Below are 22600 nucleotides of genomic sequence, written 5' to 3' on the forward strand. Positions count from 1 at the left end.
GTATTGAATTTGTAATGGAAATAAAAATATCAATCCATTTCATAAACATTTCATATATCTTCAGTAATATTTGACCTGTTAGGACAAATGCTCAATGAGGAAATCTAGAAGGAGGATGAATGTAAAGTGATAAAAAATGCAATAGCCTATGTCACCAGGCGTAGGTACAGGGCACTAATAATCTTCGTGATTTTGACTGTGGTTCTCGCATGTATACATGTGTGTTTAAATATAATTGTATCTAGCGACAGTATGGAGCGAACATTATATAAGGCCTCTAATTCATCGTTATCAATAGTCCGAAAGGCTGAGCAAAGCACTTTTGAACTAAACAAATTTGATGAATTGAAGCGAATCAAGGAGATTAGTAATATTGTGCCGGAGTACGAAGGTGTAGCTAGCCTTGAAGGGAGTAATGTTGTATCAGGTAAACAGACTGTAAGACGAGATGACGTATCAGGAGATTTAAGTAACGCAGCTGCTGTAAGGACGACTGGAAGCACAAAGCGAGAATTGCTATTCAGCAGTGGTGTATTTACCCTGGAAAAAGGTAGACATATCTCATCTAAAGACAAGGGAAAAGTCCTAGTTCATAAAGAGTTTGCAGATCGAAACAAACTTAAATTACATGATAAAGTAAAACTAAAATTTCTAAAAACAGATGGGAGCACTTCATCAAATGGAGAAACTCAAACCCTCGAAATCGTCGGGATTTTCTCAGGTAAGATGCAGGAACAGCATACAGGTTTACCGTCAGATTTAAGTGAGAACACGATGTTCGCTGATTATGAATCCAGTCAAAAAGGATTAGGGTATGAAGGCGGTAATCGAGTGGTTAACAAGGTAACTGTTACAGCAAGCAGTCCTGAAAAGCTGGAAACTGTAGAGAAAAAAATAAAGAAACTTGACGTTGATTGGTCGAGCTTTGAAGCGACTAAAAATAATGGAGCTTTTCAAGAGGCCGCAAAATCTCTTACCGGTATAAGAAAAATCATGAGAGTCATGACAATGGCAATTCTAGGAGGAGGTACAATTGTACTTTCGCTTATATTAGTGCTGTGGTTAAGGGAGAGAATTTATGAAATTGGGATTCTTTTGTCTATTGGTGTAAGTAAGGTAGCGATAGTTGGACAGTTTATTCTGGAACTATTATTTGTATCAATACCGGCTATGATAGCTTCTTATATAATCGGAAAGGTCGCTCTATCGTTCATTGTAGGCGGATTTGTAGGAAGTGATGAGACGGGTGCTTTGGCGCGAGGGTTAAGTGAAGGGGGCATCAGTAGCGAGCTCATGACATTTGCAATGAGTTATGCATTGCTCATAGTAATAATAATCGTTTCGGTTGCTATAACATCTGGAGCAATTCTAATACGTAGTCCAAAGGAAATACTATCTAAAATCAGTTAGGAGAAAGCATGAAGATAATTGAAATTAAAAATGCATCATACAGCTATATTGGCTCGAGAGACAAGGTGTTGTCATCGATTAATTGCAGCTTTGAAGCTGGCAAATTCTACGCTATAACCGGTAAATCAGGTGCGGGAAAATCAACGTTCTTATCCCTTTTGGCAGGACTTGATAGGCCTAGCTCGGGAGAGATTTGTTTCAATGGTAAGAGCATAGCATTGCATGGTTATAGCAACCATCGTAGGGATAACATCTCTCTTGTGTTCCAAAATTATAACTTAATAGACTATCTAACTCCGCTTGAGAATGTTAGGCTCGTAAACAGAAATGCTTCTGATGAGCTACTACTGAAGCTAGGATTAAATAGCAGTGAGATTAAGAGAAATGTTATGAAACTATCTGGAGGTCAACAGCAAAGAGTTGCGATAGCAAGAGCTCTTGCGTCTGAGGCTCCCGTGATACTTGCGGATGAGCCGACTGGAAACCTTGATGATTCTACTGCAAGTGAAATCATAGGTATTCTCAAGACTTTGGCTCAAGAACGAAACAAGTGTGTAATAGTTGTTACACACAGTAAAGAGGTTGCAAATGCGGCAGATGTAGTGATGGAGCTAAGTGGTAAGAAACTCAAAGAGACGAGAAAGCAGAGCTAGGAGGTTGACGATGATTAAAAATGCATTAGCATATGTCACAAGAAAGAGACTGAAATCTCTAATTATACTACTTGTTATCATAGCGATGGCAACTCTCAGTATGATTGGTCTATCAATCAAGGATGCCACTAATAGAGCAGCAGCTAAGACTTTTGGAAACATAACTAATAGTTTCACTATGGAAATAAACCGCCAAGTTAATTCGGGTACCCCTAGAGGTGGCGGAAATATCCGTAATGAAGATATAAATAAGATCGTTAAATCTGGACATGTAAAAGACTATGTCAAGCGTATAGGGGCAGTGGCTGATCTTGTAGGCTGTGACATAATTAGAACTGAAGCGACAAATCGCAATGAGGATGAGGATCGAATAGAGAAGTTTAAGAGCACGGTAATGGTGACGGGAGTTAATGACTCATCCAAAGAGACAAAGTTTGTATCGGGTGCCTTTAGACTTGTAGATGGAAAACATCTGGAGAAGACTGATAAGAACAAGGTGCTGATTCATAAAGATTTAGCTGAAAAGAATAATCTCAAAGTCGGTGATAAGATTAAGATTAAGTCTAATAAATATGATGCCGATAACGAGAAACAGGCTGACGAAACCATAGAAGTTGAAATAAAGGGAATTTTTGATGGTCACAATAAAGGTGGTGCAAGTGCAGCTGTTGAACTGTATGAGAACAATATAATCAGTGATATAGACACGGCCGCAAAGCTGTATGGAAACACAGAGCAATCGGCGGTGTACCAAGACGCAACCTTCTTTGTAAAAGGAGATAAAAACCTCGATAAGGTCATTAAGAATATTAAAGGACTTGATGTCGATTGGAATAAATATTCTTTAGTTAAGAGCACTTCGAACTATCCGGCACTACAACAGTCGATTTCGGGAATATACTCATCTGCAAACAAATTATTTGTTGGCGGAATTATATTTGCAGGGATAGTAGTTTCACTATTGTTGTTCCTCTGGATGAACTCAAGGAAGAAAGAGGTAGCCGTGCTTCTTTCAATCGGCAGAACCAAAAAAGAAATTGCGATACAGTTTGCAGCGGAACTTATATTTGTCGCTATTCCAGCCTATATTATATCCTTCTTTGCAGCTGGAGCGCTCGGCAAGGTTATTGGTAATAAGGTTCTCCGTGGTGTAACGGGGGGGATTGCTGATGGTATAGCCAAGGAATCCGCTTCATCGGGACTCGGAGGTGGAGCAGAAGTTGACGGATTTAACAAGACTCTGACAAGTTTAGATGTTATCATAGATACGAGGGCATTCATTTATGTAGTACTCTTTATGACGGTGATACTGGCAATTTCGCTAATCATATCCACATATCGCATCCTTCGCAAGAGACCTAAGGAGTTGCTGATAGATGTGAAATAAATACTGGAGGGTCAATGAAGATTCTTATAGTTGAAGACGATAAGAACATCAGGGAGGGAGTCGCAGACTTCCTCTCTGAGTTTGGTTATAATACGATTGAAGCACCTGATGGACGAGAGGCTCTCGCAAAATTTGATGAACAAGATATCAGTCTTGTAATTCTCGACATTCAGATGCCATATATTAATGGTTTAGAAGTTCTAAAGGAGATTAGAAAACGAAGCAAATTACCTGTTCTTATGCTTACGGCATTTAGCGATGAAGAGTATAAAATTGATGCATATACGAGCTTGGCGGATGGATATTTGGAGAAGCCTTTTTCATTACCGGTATTACGTGCTCGTGTAGATTCGTTGATTGAGCGTCATTATGGTATGCATGAAAAATTTTGTTATGGCAATGTTGATGTTGATTTTGACAGTTATACGGCTACGCTAGATAATGAGCCAGTAGATATAAACGCTAAAGAGGTTGATATACTAAAATATTTGGTTGAAAATGAAGGGCGAGCACTGACAAGAGAGCAGATAATAGATAGTGTCTGGAAAGCGACAGAGGAACCGCCGTTCGATCGCGTAATAGATGTGTATATCAAGGAACTTCGTAAGAAGCTTGGACTCGATTGCATAGTGACTATTAGAAATGTAGGATATAAACTGGAGAGAAAATGAGAAACTTGAAGATATTCCCCAAATTATTTGTCCAAACGTTCGCCATACTTGGGATTTTGATTGTAGTTGTCCATCTCATAGTATTTCTTATGTTCCCTAAAGTGTACCTTGAGAATAGAAAGAGTAAAATAAATATCAAGGCTAATGAAGTTTCTGCAGCTTTGCAGGGAAAAGATGAACAGTTTGTTGAGCAGTATTTGACCTTCTATTCGAGAAGCAGTGAAATTAAAGCTTTCATTGATTCAAACAGTGACTCAGGAGAGGTAAAAATCGGTGAGAATGCTGAAAATAGCATTGATAAGTCGAGCGATAACAATTCTTTAATTATAGAGACTCGTAATATTAAGCTAGCTGATGGCAGTAAATTGTCAGTGAATTTTGTTTCAACTGCTGATATGCGACAAGAGGCCAAGGGTCTAATAATAAAGTTTCTTCCTATATCTTTAGCAGTTTCACTAGCGATATCAGTTTTAGTATCACTGATATATGCAAGACTTTTGACAAGAAATGTTCAAGAAATAAAAGAAGTTACAACTCGAATGATGGAGCTTGATAGAAACGCTCTTTTGCCTGTCGAATCATCAGACGAGATAGGACAGCTCAAAGCGCAAATTAATGACTTGTATGTAGCTTTACTTGAACTGATAGATGATCTTGAGGTCAAGAATGAAGAGATTATAAAGCTTGAGAAGTTAAAATTTGACTTCTTTAGAGGTGCTTCTCACGAACTAAAAACTCCATTAGCCAGCCTCAAAATTATTCTTGAAAATATGAAATATAACATTGGCAAGTATAAGGATCGTGATAGCTATATTGACAACTGCATTGAGATAGTCAATGGGTTGGCACAGAATATATCGCAGATTCTCTCTGTTTCTTCGCTCGATCACCTTAGTGATGACGAGGAAGAAATGGTTATAAATGAGATTTTGCAGGAGGTTCTAGATAAGTATGAGCTTATGGCTGCGCAACGAAGTGTCTTAATCAACAACCGTCTCGGTGATGAAAAAATTTACATAGGTAAGAGTGCTCTTAAGGTGATATTATCCAATGTAGTTGGTAATGCTGTAAAGTATTCGGATACAGGAGGTATCATAGATATCGGTTCAGATAACGGTTGGATATATATAGATAATACTTACGATGACGCAGAAAATCTCGATTGCGAAAGACTATTTGAAGTGAACTTTGACGTAGGAAAGGATAATAGCAATGGACTAGGTCTGTATATAGTAAGAAATATTCTGTTAAGTTACGGGATTGAGCACAAGCTAGAACGACGTGAAAAAAGCATAAGATTTACTATTAAAATTACTTAGTAAAGATGAAATAAATATATTTAAATAGTTTACAGAAAAAAGTCAATCGTCACGATGGTGATTGACTCCTTTTTTCGTTTGAATTACATCAAAACCACATCTTCGCTATTATTGATAAAAACCTCTCAAAATAGTATAATAATATAACTTATGCCATGTAAAATGGACGATTTTAAGAGGGATGGGATGCCGATATGCTAAGTTCGATTCAAAGTATAATGTCTAATTTCAGGCCGGAAGATGCGCTGGATATAGCAATCGTGTCTTATATTGTTTATAAGATGATTGGTTTTATTAGGGAAACCAGGGCGATGCAGCTCATACGAGGACTGGTAATTATCATAGTTGCATTTTTTATATCGGACATATTTAACCTGTACCTGCTAAATTGGTTGCTAAAGAGCCTATTCACCATGGGTCTATTCGCGGTTGTTGTGTTGTTTCAACCTGAGCTCCGTAGAGCGCTCGAACAGGTAGGGCGTAAGAATCTCATGAACACGAACTCGTTCCGCAATATCGATAAGAATAAGGCTGTTGAAACGGTAGACTCCCTTGTGAGCGCAATCGATGATTTCTCAGCCACAAGGACAGGTGCACTCATCGCAATTGAGCGTGAGACGATGCTTAACGACATTATCGAAACGGGGGTTGTGGTAGATGCTGAGATTTCCGTCAGGCTTCTGGGAAATCTATTTTATGAAGGCTCACCACTTCACGATGGCGGAGTTATCATCCGCGGGGCGAGAATCCATGCTGCGTCATGCGTATTTCCTTTGACAGAGAAGAAGAATATCGGTAGAAATCTGGGAACGAGGCACAGAGCAGGTGTAGGGTTAAGTGAGGTTTGCGATGCTTTAATAATAATAGTTTCTGAAGAGACCGGAGTGGTGTCAATCGCTGAAGATGGAAAGATTCGCAGATTTGTAGACCTCAAGACGATCGAGAAGATGCTTCTCAATATGTACCTGCCATCTGAAAAAGGAATGTATGGTAGGGTTGCGAAGCTAGTACGCCGAAAGGGGGGAAAGCACGATGCAAAGTAACGAAACGAACAGCAAGAAAATCAACAAGATCAATCTAGCGCTTTCAGTTGCAATAGCTTTTGCCTCATGGCTTTACGTAGTATATAGCATAAATCCAACAATCAGCCGGACGTATACGAATATTCCGGTTAAGGTCACAAACTCAAAGACACTTGCCAAGAACGATCTAGCGGTAAGCAAGATTGATACTGAGAAAATCTCCGTTACCCTAGTTGGAAGGCGTTCGGCGATAAATGAGTTAAAGAAATCGGATATTGTCGCCACCGTCAATGCCTCAAATGCAGGCAAGGGTGAGAACTCGATGGCAGTGCAAGTGAGCGTACCTGGAGCGATATCAGTAAAATCACAGAGTGAAAGTAGCATTTCGGTTACAGTTGAAGACCTAGAGGTCAAGAAAGTAAGCACATATACGACATACAAAGATGGTCAATCGGGAGAGCCTGTAGTTAAGAAGCAAAGCAGCAAGGAAGTAGAGGTACAAGGTGCTGAGAGTCTGGTTAAGAATGTGGATTCGGTTAAGTTAGAACTCGATTCTGGCAAGGTTACTGATAAAGCAAAAGAATTCAGTGCTACCGCAACTCCTGTTGATGGAAGCGGTCACAAGATAGACTATCTAACTACAGATCCAGATAGAGTATCAGTAACTGCATATAAGGGTGAGACCAAGACAGTAAAACTCAAGGTGAAGGTTGCGAATACACAGGATGGCAGTGTTTCGAGAACGTATTCCGCACCGAGCACGATAGTCATCAAAGGTAGAAGCAAGGATATCAAAAACATTACAGAAATTACGTCCAAAGAGATAGACATCAGTTCTGTAGCCGAGACGAAAGATATAGATATCGATTATGATCTGCCAGAAGGTGTGAGCATAGCAAATGAATCAAGGCATGTAAAGCTTAAGGTCAAGGTGAGCACGAGCACATCGAAGACTGTGAATGTGCCTGCTGGTTCGATTAACATAAACAATGTTGCTAGCGGCCATACCGCGGAGGCAAATAGTGGTGTTAACGTCATCGTAACAGGTAGCAAGGATAAGATAGCTAATGTTACAGCTAGTTCATTCGTAATCAGTGCAGATGCAAGTGGTCTAGGAGCAGGTCAGCATACGGTTACAGCGTATCTCACAAACAATTCGGGGCTTACAGCAGCACTTAAAAGTGCGCAGATAACAATAACAATTCAGTAATAACGCCAGCTGTATGAATTATACTGGCTGTAAGTCATCACTTGTTAAAGACAGATGATATATCAATATGCGGGCTTTATACTTTGCAGGACATATTAAGGAATTAAGGAGAAGTTAATGGGAAGATTGTTTGGAACAGATGGTGTGAGAGGAGTGGCTAACACAGAACTTACGGCTTCGCTTGCATTCGATATCGGCAGGGCGGCTGCGTTTGTGCTCGGTGAGAATGATAAGAAACCAGTTATGGTGATTGGACGCGATACGAGAATCTCTGGTGATATGCTGGAAAATGCGCTGACAGCTGGAGTTCTTTCCGTTGGCGGAGATGTGATAAAACTAGGAGTTGTTCCTACACCAGCAGTTGCATACCTAGTAAGGAAGTACAACGCGGATGCAGGAGTCGTTATCTCTGCATCCCATAACCCATTTGAATACAATGGTATCAAACTGTTTAATGGCGAAGGCTATAAGCTGGACGATAGCGTTGAGCAGGAGATTGAGGCAATTATTCTATGTGAGAAGGAAATCAGCACCGATGAATTTGTAGGTGCAAAGCTCGGAACGTGCCGTGAGGATGACGCTAGTGCGATTAAGCAGTACACTGACTTTCTGCTTACGACTATAGACAAGAGGCTCGACGGTATAAAGGTAGTTCTTGATACTGCAAATGGTGCAGCATTTGAGACCGCTCATATCGTATATGAAGCACTTGGGGCAGAAGTTACAGTTCTGAGCGACAGTCCAGATGGAATTAACATCAATGATGGCTGCGGATCCACACATCCCGAGAATTTACAACAGAAAGTCGTAGAGCTCGGTGCAGATGTGGGATTTGCATACGATGGAGATGCGGATAGACTCATCGTTGTGGATGAACAGGGTAGGATAATAGATGGAGATAGGGTACTATGCATATGTGGTAAGTACTTAAAGACTAATGGTCTTCTTGCAACAGATAAAATCACTGCCACAGTTATGAGTAATATCGGACTTCATAAACATCTAGATGAGTACGGAATAGGCGTCGATGTGACTAAGGTCGGTGATAGATATGTGCTAGAATCCATGAGAAAGACAGGTTCTGTACTCGGTGGTGAGCAATCTGGACACATGATATTCCTAAACTACACGACAACTGGCGATGGCGTACTATCATCTTTACAGTTTATGAAGGCATATCTTGACTCAGGTAAAAAACTCAGCGAACTCAGAGATGAAATTCAGATTTATCCGCAAGCGTTAGTTAATGCTAGGGTAGATAACGCTTTCAAGGCTGCGGCTCTCGAGGATGAAGAGGTTAAGAAGTACATCGCTGATATTGAGGCGAAAATGGAAGGTACAGGCAGGGTTCTAATCAGACCCTCTGGAACTGAACCGTTAATCAGAGTGATGTTAGAAGGTGAGGATATCGATGAAATTCAGGGATATGCGAAGCAGGTGGCAGCGCTTATCTCTGATAAATTCGGAAAGTAATTAGAAGCTAAGTTTTATGGCAAAACAAACCGCCATGGCTACACATAGCGGGGATTTTAGTTTCGTTAAAATAATGAATGTGAATCGTTGTAGCGATTTGCGGTTAGCCGTGAATTGGCTATTTGAAATAATATATTTGGAGGAAAAATATGTGCGGAATCGTAGGTTATGTAGGTAATGGAGCGCCGCAAGGCATTATTATCGAAGGACTCAAGAAGTTAGAGTACAGAGGTTATGACTCGGCAGGTATCGCCGTTGTAAATGATGGCAAAATTAAGCTAAGAAAGCATGTTGGTGAAATAGTAAATCTAGAGAAGTTAATTGGAAATGAAAATCTAGGCGGTCATGTGGGAATTGGACATACAAGATGGGCAACTCACGGTGCACCATCTGATGTTAACTCGCACCCTCATATGAGTAACGACAATAGAATTGCACTCGTTCATAACGGAACAGTTGAGAACTATGTGGAAATCAGAGCTGAACTCGAGAAAGAGGGATTCACCTTTAAGAGTGATACAGATTCTGAGGTTGCTGCGGTTCTGTTTGGTAAATACTACAACGAACTCGGTGATTTAAAGGCTACCATGGATAAGGTAACTCACGAGATGACAGGAACTTTTGCGCTCGCTGCAATCGCTGAGGACCAACCAGAAAAATTCGTAGCTTATAGAAAGAATGCTCCGTTGATTGTCGGCAAGGGCAAGGGTTGCAACTTCGTAGCTTCAGATTTCTCGGCACTTCTCAAGTATACAAAGGATGTTTATCTACTTGAGACTGGTGATACAGTAGTGTTAACTCCAGATAGCGTTACAATCTATGATGAATCTGGTAAGGAAATTAAGCGTGAGACGATGCATATCAGCTGGGATGAAAGCGTTGCTGAAAAAGGAAAGTATGAACACTTCATGCTCAAGGAGATATTTGATCAACCTAAGGCTATAGAGGAAACTCTTAATCGTAATCTTGGCGATGATGGAAGAGTGTCGCTTTACGATATGACGCTTACAAAGGAAGACTTTGCTAATTTCAACAAAATCTGTATCGTAGCATGTGGAACGGCATATCATGCTGGTCTAGTAGGTAGAAATATCTTCGAGAAGTTCGTTAAAATGCCTGTAGAGGTCGATGTAGCGTCTGAGTTCAGATACAGGGATCCTTTTGTAGATGAAAAGACACTTTTTATTGCAATCAGCCAATCTGGAGAAACTGCGGATACGCTAGAAGCACTTCGTGAGGCTAAGAGAAAGGGAGCGAGGGTATTATCTATCGTCAATGTCGTAGGTAGCACAGTTGCTCGTGAATCTGACGATGTGTTCTACACATGGGCTGGACCTGAGATTTCAGTAGCTTCTACAAAGGCTTACACAACTCAGCTCTTATCACTTTACCTATTAGCACTGTATCTAGGAGACCTGCGCGGAACTATATCAGAGAATTTTTATAGCCAAGTTGTCAGAGAGCTATCTGATATTCCTGAAAAATTAGAGAAAGTTCTTGTGCTTAGGGGCAGCATCGAGAAGCTTGCGAAAAAGCTTTACGATAGAGACCAGGTGTTTTTTATAGGTAGAGGCATGGATGCAAGTGTTGCCTACGAGGGGTCGCTCAAGCTAAAGGAAATCTCATATATAAACTCCTTCGCAATTGCAGCAGGAGAGCTTAAGCATGGAACGATTGCGCTGATGGAGCCAACTACTATTGTCGTTGCACTAGCAACACAGTCTAAACTGTTTGACAAGATGGTTTCCAACATACAGGAGGTTAAAGCGCGTAACGCACACGTAATCTCCATCGCTAAAGAGGGCAATACAGCTATTGAAGAGCATTCAAACGAGACATTCTACATTCCAGAGTGCATGGATGAGGTATCGCCACTTCTAAGCGTAATTCCTCTGCAGATATATGCATACTATGTTGCTAAAGAAAAGGGTTGCGAGATAGACAGACCTCGTAACCTCGCAAAGAGCGTAACTGTAGAATAGGTATCATTATTTCGAGCGTGTACAGAACCTGAATTTGCAGGATGTGTGCATGCTCGAATTTGAAAAGTTGTAGGCGTATATTATTCAGAATTAGAGAATTGATATGGAAGAGAACAAGGCAATCAAAAATTATACGGAATGGATCAATGCCAAAGGAATCGACCCAGATATGAGACAGTGTCTGATGAATATGATAACCGGCCCAGAAGAAATAGAGAGCTGCTTTAGCGAGGAACTCGATTTTGGCACGGCCGGAATGAGAGCGACTATGGGAGTTGGTTCAGCTCGAATGAATATCTATACAGTTGCTACTGCTGCATACGCTATGGGCGAGATGCTTACTGAAAAACATGAGGGCAAGGATGTAAAAATCGTTATTTCGTACGATTCACGTAATAATTCAAGAGAGCTTGCAGAGGCCGCGGCTGCGGCAAGCTGTGTGGCAGGTGCAAAGGTTCTTTTTTCAGACAGACTGCGCCCGGTGCCTATGCTCTCTTATGCTATAAGAAATTTTGAGGCAGATGGCGGAATAATGATTACAGCATCGCACAACCCTAAGGAATACAATGGATTTAAGTCATATAGGGCTGATGGTGCGCAGATGGTTGATGAAGAGACCAAGGCGATTAAGAATCGCATTAAAAATGCAGTTCAAGGCATAGAGATACTCTCAACAGCTGGGCCCTTCGAAGAACTTGTAAAGGCCGGAGATATTACATATTTTGGCAGGGAAATCGATGACAGCTACAATGCAATGATCATGGATTCATTTAATAGCAGTAGCGTGAGCAGAAGGTCGAGATCTTCGCTTCGCATCGTTTATTCACCACTTAATGGTTCAGGAAGAGAACCGGTGAGAAGGGCGCTGAATGAATTGGGGTACGAAAAGGTATTTGCGGTAAATGAGCAGGACCGTCCAGATGGTGATTTTCCAAGTCTTAGAGTTCCAAATCCAGAGTATGATGATACATATGATCTAGCTAAGAAATACGCTGAGATGTCAATGGCTGATATCATTATAGTTACAGATCCAGATGCCGATAGGCTCGGAGTAGCAGTATATGATGAGGGCGAATATAAGAAACTGACAGGAAACCAGATAGGGGCGATACTCCTCGAGTATATTCTTTCTGAGGCAAAGAAGTTAGGTAATCTTCCGGAAAATGGGTATACGGTAACCTCAATCGTATCGACTCATCTAGCGAGAGCTATTTGTGCAAGATATGGAGTTAAGCTTTACGAAACTTTAACTGGTATAAAGAACATTGCCGAGCAGATTAGACAGCGGTCCGATAATGGGACAGAAAGATTTATGTTTGGTTTTGAGGAAAGCAATGGATACATGCTTAATCAGGCTGTTCGCGATAAGGACGGCGTGATGGCAGCAGTAGCTATCGCTGAAATAGCAACTCTGTCCAAGGCAAACGGCGTTACACTGATCGAGCAATTAGAATCCCTGCATAAACTTTATGGATACTCTGCAGAGGGCAGCGTATGCGTGGAAGGCGTTGGTGTTGGGGAAAGATTTATGGAACATCTCAGATTGCTCGATGGTAAGCTTGGTGAACATGGAACAGAACTTGGTGTGTTAGGCGTAAAAAAATATACGGATTACCTTCCTGAGTCAAATGTCCTTCTGTATGAGCTAAGTGGACTCGACTGGATCGCCTTTAGACCTTCCGGAACAGAACCGAAGTTCAAGATTTACTTTGGTTTCTATGGTGCAGAGTCAGCAGCGGAGAGCAGACTGGAGAGAATCTCAAAAGCTGTTATTGCTGAAATTAATAAATATAAGGAAAATTAAGATGGCAGATGAAGTAAGAATTGCTCTACTGATAGATGCGGAAAACATTTCAGCGCAGTATGCGGGATACATAATCGATGAAATCGAGAAGTATGGTATCTGCTCTTATAAAAGAATTTATGGTAACTGGGAACGCATCGTTAAGACTAGGTGGGAACAAGAGATAAGAAAGCACTCGCTAAAGCCTATGATGCAGGTTAACAATACAAGAGGCAAGAACGCATCTGATTCAGCTCTTATAATCGATGCGATGGACATCTTGTATGGTAGCAATGTCGAAGGTTTCTGTATAGTTTCTTCTGACAGTGATTTTACATCTCTAGCGAGAAGGCTTAGTGAGTCAGGATGCCTTGTGCTCGGCATGGGAGAATCAGACAAGGCAACAGAGGCCCTCGAGAATGCTTATGATAAGTTCATCTATATAGATTTACTCGCTAAACAGGCAGAAGAGGAGCGTCTCGCCGAGGAAGCTCTCGAAGCTGAGTATAAGAAGCAGAAGAAACAGGAACGCAGCAAGGATGCTGCTGAAAATACTGCCAACACACCTAGCAAAAAGGCTATAGAGGCAAAGATTCAGCAGATTATCATGGAGAATAACGATAAGGGTAAGCCTACTGACCTGGGGCTTATCGGAAATGAACTAAACCGCATCTATAAGAACTTCGACGTAAGATATTACAGCAAGAAGGGTGGTAAACGTTACAAGTATCTTAAGGAATTTGTAAGCGACTTTAAATCCCTCAAGGTAGAGGTGAGCGGTGACCGCGGCATATATGTTACTGTAAGATAATAAGAACCTCCTATGTCAGTATTAGACATAGGAGGTTTTCGCTATCTGTGATGACAATTATAAAACTGGTTATGCAAGAGTAATAATCTTACAGACATATTACTACCCTAAGTTTATTTGTCTTCGATTGTAAAACTCAGCTCAGTTCCACACTCTGGACATACTGCATCTCCAGGTGATGCCTGAAACTCTTTGTTACATACAGGGCATACGATGATATATGTATCGGCATCATAGCCATCTGGCACATTGTTGTTAAACGCATCTATATATTGCTTCTCGTCCATAGTTCCTCCTCTTTTCTAACTTAACTTTTAATTCTTAATTATTTATTATTTTACATTATATCGGTTGTTTCCTCAACTTATTCAAACATATAATGAAATTGAAATACTATGTTTATTATTATGAATACGTTATCTTCAACAGAAAGTTCATATAGAGAATAACTGTTAGTTATAGGTAAAAATAAGAAAGGAGGATAATATGCATAAAGCTGCGATTGATTATCGTGGGCTAAAGTATGTAAACATTGCGATTTGGATAGAAGTAGCATACATACTGATAAACGGTGTAACAGGTCTATTTGCATTGCTTCAGATAGCAGCGATGTCAGAGATGTCTCAGGGAGCCTTGATCTTTAATACGAAGATTGCTCCTGATTTAATCTTATTAATGTTCATAGCAAATGTTGTATTATACATCATGGGATTAAATGGACTTCAGAAACTCAACCCATTCTATCGTAAGGCTTGCAAGATGTATATTGCATATCTCATTTTCATTTTCTTATCCATAATAGCATTTGTTATCCTCGCATTTGCTGTCAGTGGATTTACTGTCATTTAATTTAGGTCAGATACTATCAATACCAGAACAGTGAGCGTATTAATATGGACATTTGTGATAATGCTCCTGGTAGTACAGGTTGTTAGCAATCTCCTCAATATAATCTACATGAGAAATATTCTGCTCGGTACAAGAAGAATCGTAGATGTTCTTGGCCGTCAAGAATTATCTAAAGGGATCACTGTAACTGAGAAAATATATAGAATTGCCATGATTGTTATTACGGTGATAGTGATGATTGGTGTGATGGGTATTGTGTTCGTCCTAAAGAAGTATATACTCAAGATAATTGGTGGAGGTGCTTATTCGTTCGTGGCGCTGTACAGTGCGCTAAGGGGCATGCAGATATTCTTATTCATGTTAACTGCTGCTTATATCATCAATTTCATAGCCCGGACGATTTATGTAATCAGACTCACGCAGGCATATGTGGAGATTTCTAAACATGAGATAAGTGAATCGGAGGAAGCAGCGCTACTAGAGGATATGCAGGCAGTGCAGGAAACGAAGGCTATATAGTACAAATTCAGTATTAATATTTTCAATAATGATAGAACCTGTGCAATTGAAGGAAGAAGATGAGAATTCCTAGTTGCACGGTTTTTTGTTGTAAAAATAGGTTGATGCATTCGGCACATATTTTGAAGCTAGAGCATGCTTGGAAGATTGACAAAGAATTGCAGATAATTTATGCAGTTTGATTACCTCTTTAATAAAGTCATAAATACAAGTACAAGAAAACACCTCGCTGGCTTCAACCAGTGAGGTGTTCTTTTACTCAGTAATTTTTATATGGTGTACTGCCCTGCGGCAACTCTACTAACCGATAAGGTCAAGAAGAGCCTTCTTAGGCACTGCTCCTACGGACTTATTTACTTCCTCGCCGTCCTTGATTACGAGTACTGTTGGGATACTCATAACACCGTACTTCTGCGCAAGCTCTGGGTACTCATCAATATTGACCTTACCAACCTTGATGTCACTTCTCTCGTCAGCGATTTCTTCTATAACTGGAGATAGCATCTTGCATGGTCCACACCATGAAGCCCAGAAATCAACTAGAACTGTCTTATCTGCATTTAGAACTTCCTGTTCAAAGTTTTCTGCTGTTAATTCAATTGCTGCCATTTTCTTATCCTCCTAATATTACTCAAAATCAGAATTTACATATTCTGATTAATTGCGTACAACTTTAATTAAATCCACTTTAACATTTTTTTTCGCCACTGTGTGATGATTATGTGAGAAAAAATAATATCATGGTATAATTAGTGACTAACAAATGCTTTTTGCAAGCTAATGACAGAATGCTTAATTAGATAGAGAACTATGCAACTTGAAATCGGAGATTTGACATGTATATTGATGAAGCTACTTTTAGACAGATATTTCATAAGTTAATCTATATTGAATGCCCAGATGCGTTAGAAGGATTATCAGATACACTAAGCATAATTGATGGAGCGACAGGTGTACTCGCGTACTGCTTCTGTGAGGACCTCGTAGGTACTAGTTTCAATTTACTAGCCTCAGCAAAGAAGACTGAAGACGGGAAGCTGCAGATAGGACCGAGAAGCCCTGAGAAGTACGCGCGAGTTAGATTTAACGATGTTAAAGATTATGAATTTGAACTTGCGAGCGAGATTGACGCCGACTTATCTGAATTTGATGATGTGCCAGATGATATACGGGATAATCTAGAATCATCAGATAAGAAGATGACGATGCTCAGGGAACTAGAAATGTTAGACAACGGACGTAACATTGAACTTCCGGACTTCGTGAGTGTAACGGTGGGCAAGAAGGGATTTTTGCCTGAGATGGTTTGGGTCAGAACGACCGATTTCGGAGAGAATGAGTTTTACGGCACACTTCATAATCCTCCAAAGCAAGGCTTTGGTCTCGAAGCAGGACAGAAGGTTCGTTACCGCGCATATGACAACGAAGGAGAGATAATGCTGATACTAGATAGCAGCATGCTGAATTAATATGGATATTACACAGAAGATAACACAGGAATTGGGAATTAAGCCTTGGCAAGCCGAGGCTGTAATTAAGCTAATTGATGAAGGAAATACTATTCCTTTCATCGCGAGATATAGAAAGGAAGCGACGGGAGCACTTGATGATGAAATGCTGAGGCGTTTTGATGAAAGGCTGAAGTACCTGCGTTCACTCGAGGAGAGAAAGCAGACAGTAATCTCATCTATAGAGTCACAAGGGAAATTAACCGATGAACTTCTTGCTAAACTCGAGCAGGCGGAAACAGTCGTTGCAGTCGAGGATATATATAGGCCATATAAACCTAAGAGACGTACTCGTGCGATGATCGCTAGAGAGAAGGGGCTTGAAGGACTTGCTACATACATCATGTCAAGCGATGCGGCCGTGCCTGTGCCTGAAGAGGCTCTAAAGTATCTAAGCGAAGAGCACGAGGTAAATGATCCAGATACTGCTATCAAGCTAGCGCTAGATATTATCGCTGGAGACATCTCAGATGATGCGGATATTAGAACATGGATCAGAGAGCTGACAGCTAAGGAAGGTGTGCTAATCACGACAGTAGTGCCTGCGATAAAGGCAGAACTTGAGGCTAGCGGAGAACGCAGCGTATATGAGAACTATTTTGAATTTGTAGAGAAGGTAGATGGCCTCCCTGGACACAGAGTCCTCGCTATCAATAGGGGAGAAAACGAAAAGGTGCTCAGCGTGAAGCTTGAAGCCCCAGTGGATAAGATAGAAGGAAGACTATTCAAAGACCTAAAGAGCTCAGCTAATAAGTTAACTCAACAGTATATCGAAGAAGCGGCATCGGATGCGTATAAGAGACTCATCGCTCCATCTATCGAAACTGAAATAAGAAATGAGCTGACACTCGGAGCGCAGGAAGGTGCGATAAAGATATTTGCCAGCAATCTCGAACAGCTCCTCATGCAGCCACCTATCGAAGGCAAAACTGTGCTCGGCTGGGACCCTGCATTTAGAACAGGCTGCAAACTTGCCGTGGTAGATGCGACAGGAAAAATTCTAGACACTACAGTCATCTATCCGACTGCACCGCAGAATAAGGTTAAAGAAGCGAAGCTGGTCGTAGCAAAGCTAGTGAAGAAATACGATATAGATATCATCTCCGTCGGAAATGGTACGGCATCCCGTGAGTCGGAGCAGATAATCGCGGAATTCATCAAGGAATACGAGCAGGGGCTCTACGCAAATCCTAAGAAAAAGCTCCAGTACGTAATCGTAAATGAAGCAGGAGCTTCGGTATACTCGGCTAGCAAGCTAGCTACTGAGGAGTATCCATGTCTCGATGTAGGTGAGCGCAGCTCCGCATCTATTGCTAGAAGGCTTCAGGACCCACTCGCAGAGCTCGTCAAGATCGATCCGCGTTCAATCGGAGTTGGACAGTATCAGCATGATATGGATCAGAAGCGATTGGCAGAAGCACTTGGTGCGGTGGTGGAAGATTGTGTAAACAGCGTCGGCGTGGATTTAAATACAGCTTCCGCTTCGCTGCTGGAATACGTTTCGGGAATCAGTAAACCGATTGCAGCTAATATCGTGAAGTATCGTGAGGAAAACGGGAGATTTGAAAACAGAAAGCAGCTACTCAAGGTTGCTAAGCTCGGTCCTAAGGCATTTGAGCAGTGTGCTGGATTCCTTCGCATCAGAGATGGAAAGGAGCCGTTAGACTGCACGGCAGTTCATCCAGAGAGCTATGATGCCGCTAGCAAGATATTGGAAATTATGGGATACAAGCCTGCTGACATCATAACAGGTGCGGCCAAGGGAATCTCTGAGAGTCTGAGCTCCAAGAACAAACTAAAAGAGAAGTTTGGAAACAAGCGCGGAAATAGCAAATTGGATAGGCCTTCGATGAAGCAACTGGCAGAAGCAGCGAATATCGGCGAATATACGTTAAAAGATATTTTGAGCGAAATCGAAAAGCCAGGAAGAGACCCTAGAGAAGAGGCTGAGGCGCCACTGCTAAGAAGCGATGTGCTGGAGATAAGCGATTTGAGACCAGATATGGAGCTCAAAGGAACAGTCCGCAACATCGTGGACTTCGGAGCATTTGTGGATATAGGCGTGCATCAGGATGGGCTCGTACATATCTCCGAGCTATCGGATAGATTCGTAAAGCATCCGCTCGACGTGGTAAAGGTTGGAGATATCGTGAATGTACGCATCCTATCGGTTGACGAGAAGCGCAAAAAGATTGCTCTCACTATGAAGAAAAAGAGATAGTGAATCAGTACATATGTAACGATTTGTAGTGCTAATGAACTGAGTAAAATTAATGCATTTAATGCTGGAACTAGAGGAGGGTATTATGGAATTTAAGGAAGTTATAGAAAGCAGATATTCTTGCAAGAAATACTCGGACAAGAAAGTAGAGCGCGAAAAACTCGAGGCAGTGCTCGAGGCAGGCAGGCTTGCTCCCACTGCTAAGAACCTGCAAGAACAGCACGTATACGTGCTAGAGTCAAAGGAGGCACTAGATAAATTTGATATAGAAACTCCTTGCAGATATGGTGCGCCAACTGTGTTAGTAGTAGCCTTTGATACGACCAATGTCTATGTGTATCCAGGTGAAAAGAGGGATTCGGGAATTGAAGATGCAGCAATCGTTGCAACTCATATGATGCTCGCTGCAACTGATCAAGAATTAAATAGCTGTTGGATTAATTTCTTCGATCCAGAGAAGCTGCATAAGGCGCTCGGGCTTCCTGAAAATGAAGAGATACTCATGGCTATGGACCTTGGGTATGCGGCAGAAGAAGGAACTCCGCTACCAAATCACTTCAAACGCAAGGCGATTAGTGAGACGGTTTCGTATCTATAGTTAGGGAAAGGTTAAAATGCAAAGTTCTGTTAATATAGGTGAGTAAGATGTTGAACTAAAATGTGCTAGTATCGAAACATTTTAATAATGAGATACAGAAAGCTCCAGCGGGAAATCGCTGGAGCTTTTGTGTGAATAATATCATTTCTAAAACCATATAGTGCATGGTTATAGGAAAAAAGGAGTTGGTGAAAAACCACTAAAGCTCTTAAATTCACAGGTATATAGCTATTTTATCTTTATTTTAATGTTGAGGGATTATAAATCTGTAAGACTAATCTTCTGTATGGCTAGGAGATGAATTATTTATATTTGATTCTATTGAAGCAGCTGCTGCCCTAGCCGAGGACCAGGCAAACTGCAGATTGTAGCCACCTGTGATTCCGTCTACGTCTAGCATTTCACCGATGCAGTAGGCATTTGGGGCGGATTTGAGCTGCATCGATTTGCAGTCAAACTGATCGAGGCGGAGGCCGCCCGCGGTGACGATTGCCTTGCTGAAGTCACCGCGCGATTCGATTTCGAATCGGTCCTCCGTGAGGAGGACGGCAGCCTTCTTCGCGCTGCAAGCGGAACGCTTCGCCACTTCCTTGGCGAAGCGGCGCGGCAGGGCGAACTCTCTGGCAATTATGTTCCCGAGTTCGCCGCTTTGCGCGGTGCTTACCCCATCACGTCTACCATGCGAAGATTTGAGCTCGGTACTAGTAGCAGAGATAAGTCTGGCAAGAGTTTTATCTCTGCTCATACCTACGTAGTTAATCTGTAGCCAGCAGCCTGGATCGGCGTATTTCGATGAATTTAAGATTACAGGTCCGGTGAAATTATCATGCGCAAGGAGCATAGAGCCACTAAGCAGGGTTCTCCGTTTTCCCTCCTTCGGGTAGATGCTTATCTCTACTTCATCAAAAGATACCCCGGCTAACATCTCGTACGGGTAGTCCTTTACCGCTAATGGAGAAAGAGATGGTTTTAGCTCAGTATATTCCAGTCCTAATCCCCTCGAGATTACGCCTAGCATAGAGCCATCAGATCCGCTTCTGGGATAAGATTTACCTCCAGTTGCTATCACGAGATGCTGAGCTTCATAGTAGAACCTCTGACCATCGGGAGCTTCTGCTACCAATATGAAATTTCTTATATCTGACTCTTTTGTTTTATCACTAAGTGGTTCTTTGTCAGAAGGTCTGATTTCAATAACCTTTCTATTAGTAATCACCTTAAACCCATTCTGCTCAGAGGCGCATAGAAATGCATCCTTTACATCTTGGGCTCTCATAGATTCAGGGAAGACTCTGCCGTCTGCTTGTGTAACGGTTTTGATGCCTCGAGAATCAAGGAACGAAACTAGATCAGCATTGCTATATTTATATAAAATCTTGCGGATTGACTTTCCAGAATCACCATAGCAGCTCGGAAAATCCTTTATATTACCAGCATGTGTTATGTTGCAGTGACCGTGTCCACTCATCAGGAGCTTCGTCCCGATACGGGAAGTTCCTTCGAGGATTAAACCGCCGGTTTTTAGATTTGCAGCACACATCAGGCCTGACGCGCCAGCGCCGACTATTAACACATTAGTGCTGATTACAGATGATGTACTTGCAACCTCAGGTGTAAAAGATTGCACACTTTTATCCTTCGCAGAAATGTCATGATTGTTAGTTCTACCAATGTATTTTAATCTCGTACTCTGTTTCAATTCAATCTCCTAGGTGTATAATGAGAGTCACACAATTATATCATAAGTTTTAGTTGTAATAGAGGAAGCTGCATCTAGCTGAATTCAAATAGGAGGGCTTTTGGACATTAATTTCAATGTTATATACGGCGTCATGATTCCATTTATCGGGACATCTCTTGGCGCGTTTTGCGTATACTTTATGAAAAAAGACCTCAGCAAAGGCGTTGAACGTATGCTCAGTGGATTTGCTGCAGGCGTAATGGTTGCTGCATCTATATGGAGTCTTCTAATTCCAGCTATGGAGGAGAGTTCGGGCATGGGTAGACTCGCCTTTATACCAGCAGTGATTGGATTTTGGATTGGAATCGGATTCCTGCTGCTTATGGACCACGTGATTCCTCATATGCATGCTGCTACTAATGAAGTGGAGGGACCAAAGAGCAGCCTATCCAAGACGACGATGCTAGTCCTAGCGGTAACGCTTCACAACATCCCAGAGGGGATGGCTGTAGGAGTTGTATTTGCAGGCTGGATGACTGGCAATTCAGGGATATCGTTTGGTGGAGCGCTTGCGCTTTCACTCGGAATAGCTATTCAGAACTTCCCTGAAGGAGCAATCATATCCATGCCGCTTTATTCAGCTGGATCATCGAGGCATCGTGCATTTAGAAATGGTGTACTATCGGGTGTGGTCGAGCCGATAGGTGCTATTGTAACGATAATATTCGCGCAAGCACTGACGCCAATTCTGCCGTACATGCTCAGCTTTGCAGCTGGAGCAATGATGTATGTCGTAGTAGAAGAACTCATACCGGAGATGTCAGAAGGAGAGCATTCGCATAGTGGTGTGCTTATGTTTGCAGTTGGATTTTCAATCATGATGACACTTGATGTTGCACTTGGATAAAAAATAGGAGGACTAAAGATGTCTATTTCAAAAATTGTAGAGGAATTAAAAGCTGATGAGAGAAATGCCGAGTATACAAAACGCGGTATACCGCCAATCTTCCAGCTTAATAAAGATGCCAAAATCCTGATAATAGGCCAGGCGCCCGGGAGAAAAGTAGAGGAATCTAAAATTCCTTTTGACGATAAATCGGGTGAGAAGCTGATTGCGTGGATGGGCATAAATAGGGAGACTTTCTATTCCGATAAAATTGCAATTTTACCGATGGACTTTTATTATCCAGGAAAAGGCAAGACCGGTGACTTGCCACCACGTAAGTTCATAGCAGAGGAGTACCATCGCGAAATTTTAGATGAACTCACGAATGTAGATATGACACTACTAATCGGAAAGTATTCTATGGATTACTACCTAAAGGGGAAGATGAAGAGGAATTTAACTGAGACTGTAAGGAGATATGAAGAATACCTGCCAAAGTACTTTCCAATAGTGCATCCGAGCCCGCTTAATTTCCGCTGGCAGGCCAAGAATCCATGGTTTATGGAAGAGGTGGTACCGGCACTGACTGAAAGAGTGGCGAAAATACTCGGATAAAT

At 41.6% G+C, this 22600-nt stretch carries 21 protein-coding genes; 18 read left to right on the forward strand and 3 right to left on the reverse strand.

The genetic code is table 11. From position 1 onward, the window contains the following. Positions 1–186: 186 nt before the first annotated feature. From QU661_RS01060 to QU661_RS01110, 11 genes are all read left to right on the forward strand, one after another. A complete protein-coding gene (locus tag QU661_RS01060) occupies positions 187–1410 on the forward strand; it encodes an ABC transporter permease (protein WP_304990447.1) in 1224 nt (407 codons plus the stop codon). An 8-nt stretch (positions 1411–1418) separates the two neighbouring features. After that, positions 1419–2063: an ABC transporter ATP-binding protein gene (locus QU661_RS01065; RefSeq protein WP_304989929.1), complete on the forward strand. Its 645-nt coding sequence runs from the start codon at positions 1419–1421 to the stop codon at positions 2061–2063. A 10-nt stretch (positions 2064–2073) separates the two neighbouring features. After that, positions 2074–3450 (forward strand): ABC transporter permease, encoded by a 1377-nt coding sequence (locus QU661_RS01070; RefSeq protein ID WP_304989930.1) that lies wholly within the window; start codon positions 2074–2076, stop codon positions 3448–3450. A gap of 14 nt (positions 3451–3464) precedes the next feature. Then, entirely contained in the window at positions 3465–4121 is a 657-nt protein-coding gene (locus tag QU661_RS01075) for a response regulator transcription factor (protein ID WP_304989931.1), read from the forward strand. Beyond that, positions 4118–5440 carry a HAMP domain-containing sensor histidine kinase gene (locus tag QU661_RS01080; protein ID WP_304989932.1) on the forward strand — a complete coding sequence of 441 codons (1323 nt, stop codon included), beginning with the start codon at positions 4118–4120 and terminating at the stop codon, positions 5438–5440. Before QU661_RS01075 ends, QU661_RS01080 begins: the two co-directional genes overlap by 4 nt. Positions 5441–5634: 194 nt before the next feature. After that, positions 5635–6483 carry a diadenylate cyclase CdaA gene (gene cdaA, locus QU661_RS01085; RefSeq protein ID WP_304989933.1) on the forward strand — a complete coding sequence of 283 codons (849 nt, stop codon included), beginning with the start codon at positions 5635–5637 and terminating at the stop codon, positions 6481–6483. Continuing rightward, a complete protein-coding gene (locus QU661_RS01090; RefSeq protein WP_304989934.1) occupies positions 6473–7672 on the forward strand; it encodes a CdaR family protein in 1200 nt (399 codons plus the stop codon). Before cdaA ends, QU661_RS01090 begins: the two co-directional genes overlap by 11 nt. Positions 7673–7789: 117 nt before the next feature. Further along, positions 7790–9145 carry a phosphoglucosamine mutase gene (gene glmM / locus QU661_RS01095; protein ID WP_304989935.1) on the forward strand — a complete coding sequence of 452 codons (1356 nt, stop codon included), beginning with the start codon at positions 7790–7792 and terminating at the stop codon, positions 9143–9145. A gap of 149 nt (positions 9146–9294) precedes the next feature. Beyond that, complete coding sequence (gene glmS, locus QU661_RS01100; protein ID WP_304989936.1) at positions 9295–11127, forward strand: glutamine--fructose-6-phosphate transaminase (isomerizing); 1833 nt, start codon at positions 9295–9297, stop codon at positions 11125–11127. Positions 11128–11230: 103 nt separating this feature from the next. After that, the gene (locus QU661_RS01105) at positions 11231–12931 is read left to right on the forward strand and encodes a phospho-sugar mutase (RefSeq protein ID WP_304989937.1); all 1701 of its coding nucleotides are present in this window, start codon (positions 11231–11233) and stop codon (positions 12929–12931) included. Between the two features lies 1 nt (position 12932). Then, positions 12933–13721 (forward strand): NYN domain-containing protein, encoded by a 789-nt coding sequence (locus tag QU661_RS01110; RefSeq protein WP_304989938.1) that lies wholly within the window; start codon positions 12933–12935, stop codon positions 13719–13721. Positions 13722–13834: 113 nt separating this feature from the next. Here the strand turns inward: QU661_RS01110 and QU661_RS01115 are convergent, their stop codons facing one another. Next, a complete protein-coding gene (locus tag QU661_RS01115; protein WP_304989939.1) occupies positions 13835–14008 on the reverse strand; it encodes a hypothetical protein in 174 nt (57 codons plus the stop codon). Between the two features lie 199 nt (positions 14009–14207). Here QU661_RS01115 and QU661_RS01120 point away from each other — a divergent pair, with 199 nt between their 5' ends. Both QU661_RS01120 and QU661_RS01125 read left to right on the forward strand, forming a co-directional pair. After that, positions 14208–14570 (forward strand): hypothetical protein, encoded by a 363-nt coding sequence (locus QU661_RS01120; RefSeq protein ID WP_304989940.1) that lies wholly within the window; start codon positions 14208–14210, stop codon positions 14568–14570. A gap of 60 nt (positions 14571–14630) precedes the next feature. Further along, positions 14631–15089 (forward strand): hypothetical protein, encoded by a 459-nt coding sequence (locus QU661_RS01125; protein WP_304989941.1) that lies wholly within the window; start codon positions 14631–14633, stop codon positions 15087–15089. A 300-nt stretch (positions 15090–15389) separates the two neighbouring features. Here the strand turns inward: QU661_RS01125 and trxA are convergent, their stop codons facing one another. Then, complete coding sequence (trxA, locus tag QU661_RS01130) at positions 15390–15698, reverse strand: thioredoxin (RefSeq protein ID WP_304989942.1); 309 nt, start codon at positions 15696–15698, stop codon at positions 15390–15392. Between the two features lie 227 nt (positions 15699–15925). Here trxA and QU661_RS01135 point away from each other — a divergent pair, with 227 nt between their 5' ends. The 3 genes from QU661_RS01135 to QU661_RS01145 all read left to right on the forward strand — a co-directional run bounded on the left by QU661_RS01135 (position 15926) and on the right by QU661_RS01145 (position 19416). Further along, the gene (locus QU661_RS01135; protein ID WP_304989943.1) at positions 15926–16558 is read left to right on the forward strand and encodes a hypothetical protein; all 633 of its coding nucleotides are present in this window, start codon (positions 15926–15928) and stop codon (positions 16556–16558) included. Between the two features lies 1 nt (position 16559). After that, complete coding sequence (locus tag QU661_RS01140) at positions 16560–18818, forward strand: Tex family protein (RefSeq protein ID WP_304989944.1); 2259 nt, start codon at positions 16560–16562, stop codon at positions 18816–18818. 85 nt (positions 18819–18903) lie between these two features. After that, positions 18904–19416, forward strand: a complete 513-nt coding sequence (locus QU661_RS01145) for a nitroreductase family protein (protein ID WP_304989945.1) — start codon at positions 18904–18906, stop codon at positions 19414–19416. Between the two features lie 274 nt (positions 19417–19690). Here the strand turns inward: QU661_RS01145 and QU661_RS01150 are convergent, their stop codons facing one another. Beyond that, positions 19691–21115: a BaiN/RdsA family NAD(P)/FAD-dependent oxidoreductase gene (locus tag QU661_RS01150; protein WP_304989946.1), complete on the reverse strand. Its 1425-nt coding sequence runs from the start codon at positions 21113–21115 to the stop codon at positions 19691–19693. Positions 21116–21215: 100 nt separating this feature from the next. Between QU661_RS01150 and QU661_RS01155 the strand changes: the two genes are divergently transcribed. Both QU661_RS01155 and QU661_RS01160 read left to right on the forward strand, forming a co-directional pair. Continuing rightward, a complete protein-coding gene (locus tag QU661_RS01155; protein ID WP_330692454.1) occupies positions 21216–22004 on the forward strand; it encodes a ZIP family metal transporter in 789 nt (262 codons plus the stop codon). Positions 22005–22022: 18 nt separating this feature from the next. Next, positions 22023–22598, forward strand: coding sequence for a uracil-DNA glycosylase family protein (locus QU661_RS01160; RefSeq protein ID WP_304989947.1), 576 nt, complete (start codon positions 22023–22025; stop codon positions 22596–22598). Positions 22599–22600: the final 2 nt, after the last annotated feature.

The sequence above is a fragment of the Mogibacterium neglectum genome, assembly GCF_030644205.1.
Lineage (GTDB): Bacteria > Bacillota > Clostridia > Peptostreptococcales > Anaerovoracaceae > Mogibacterium > Mogibacterium neglectum.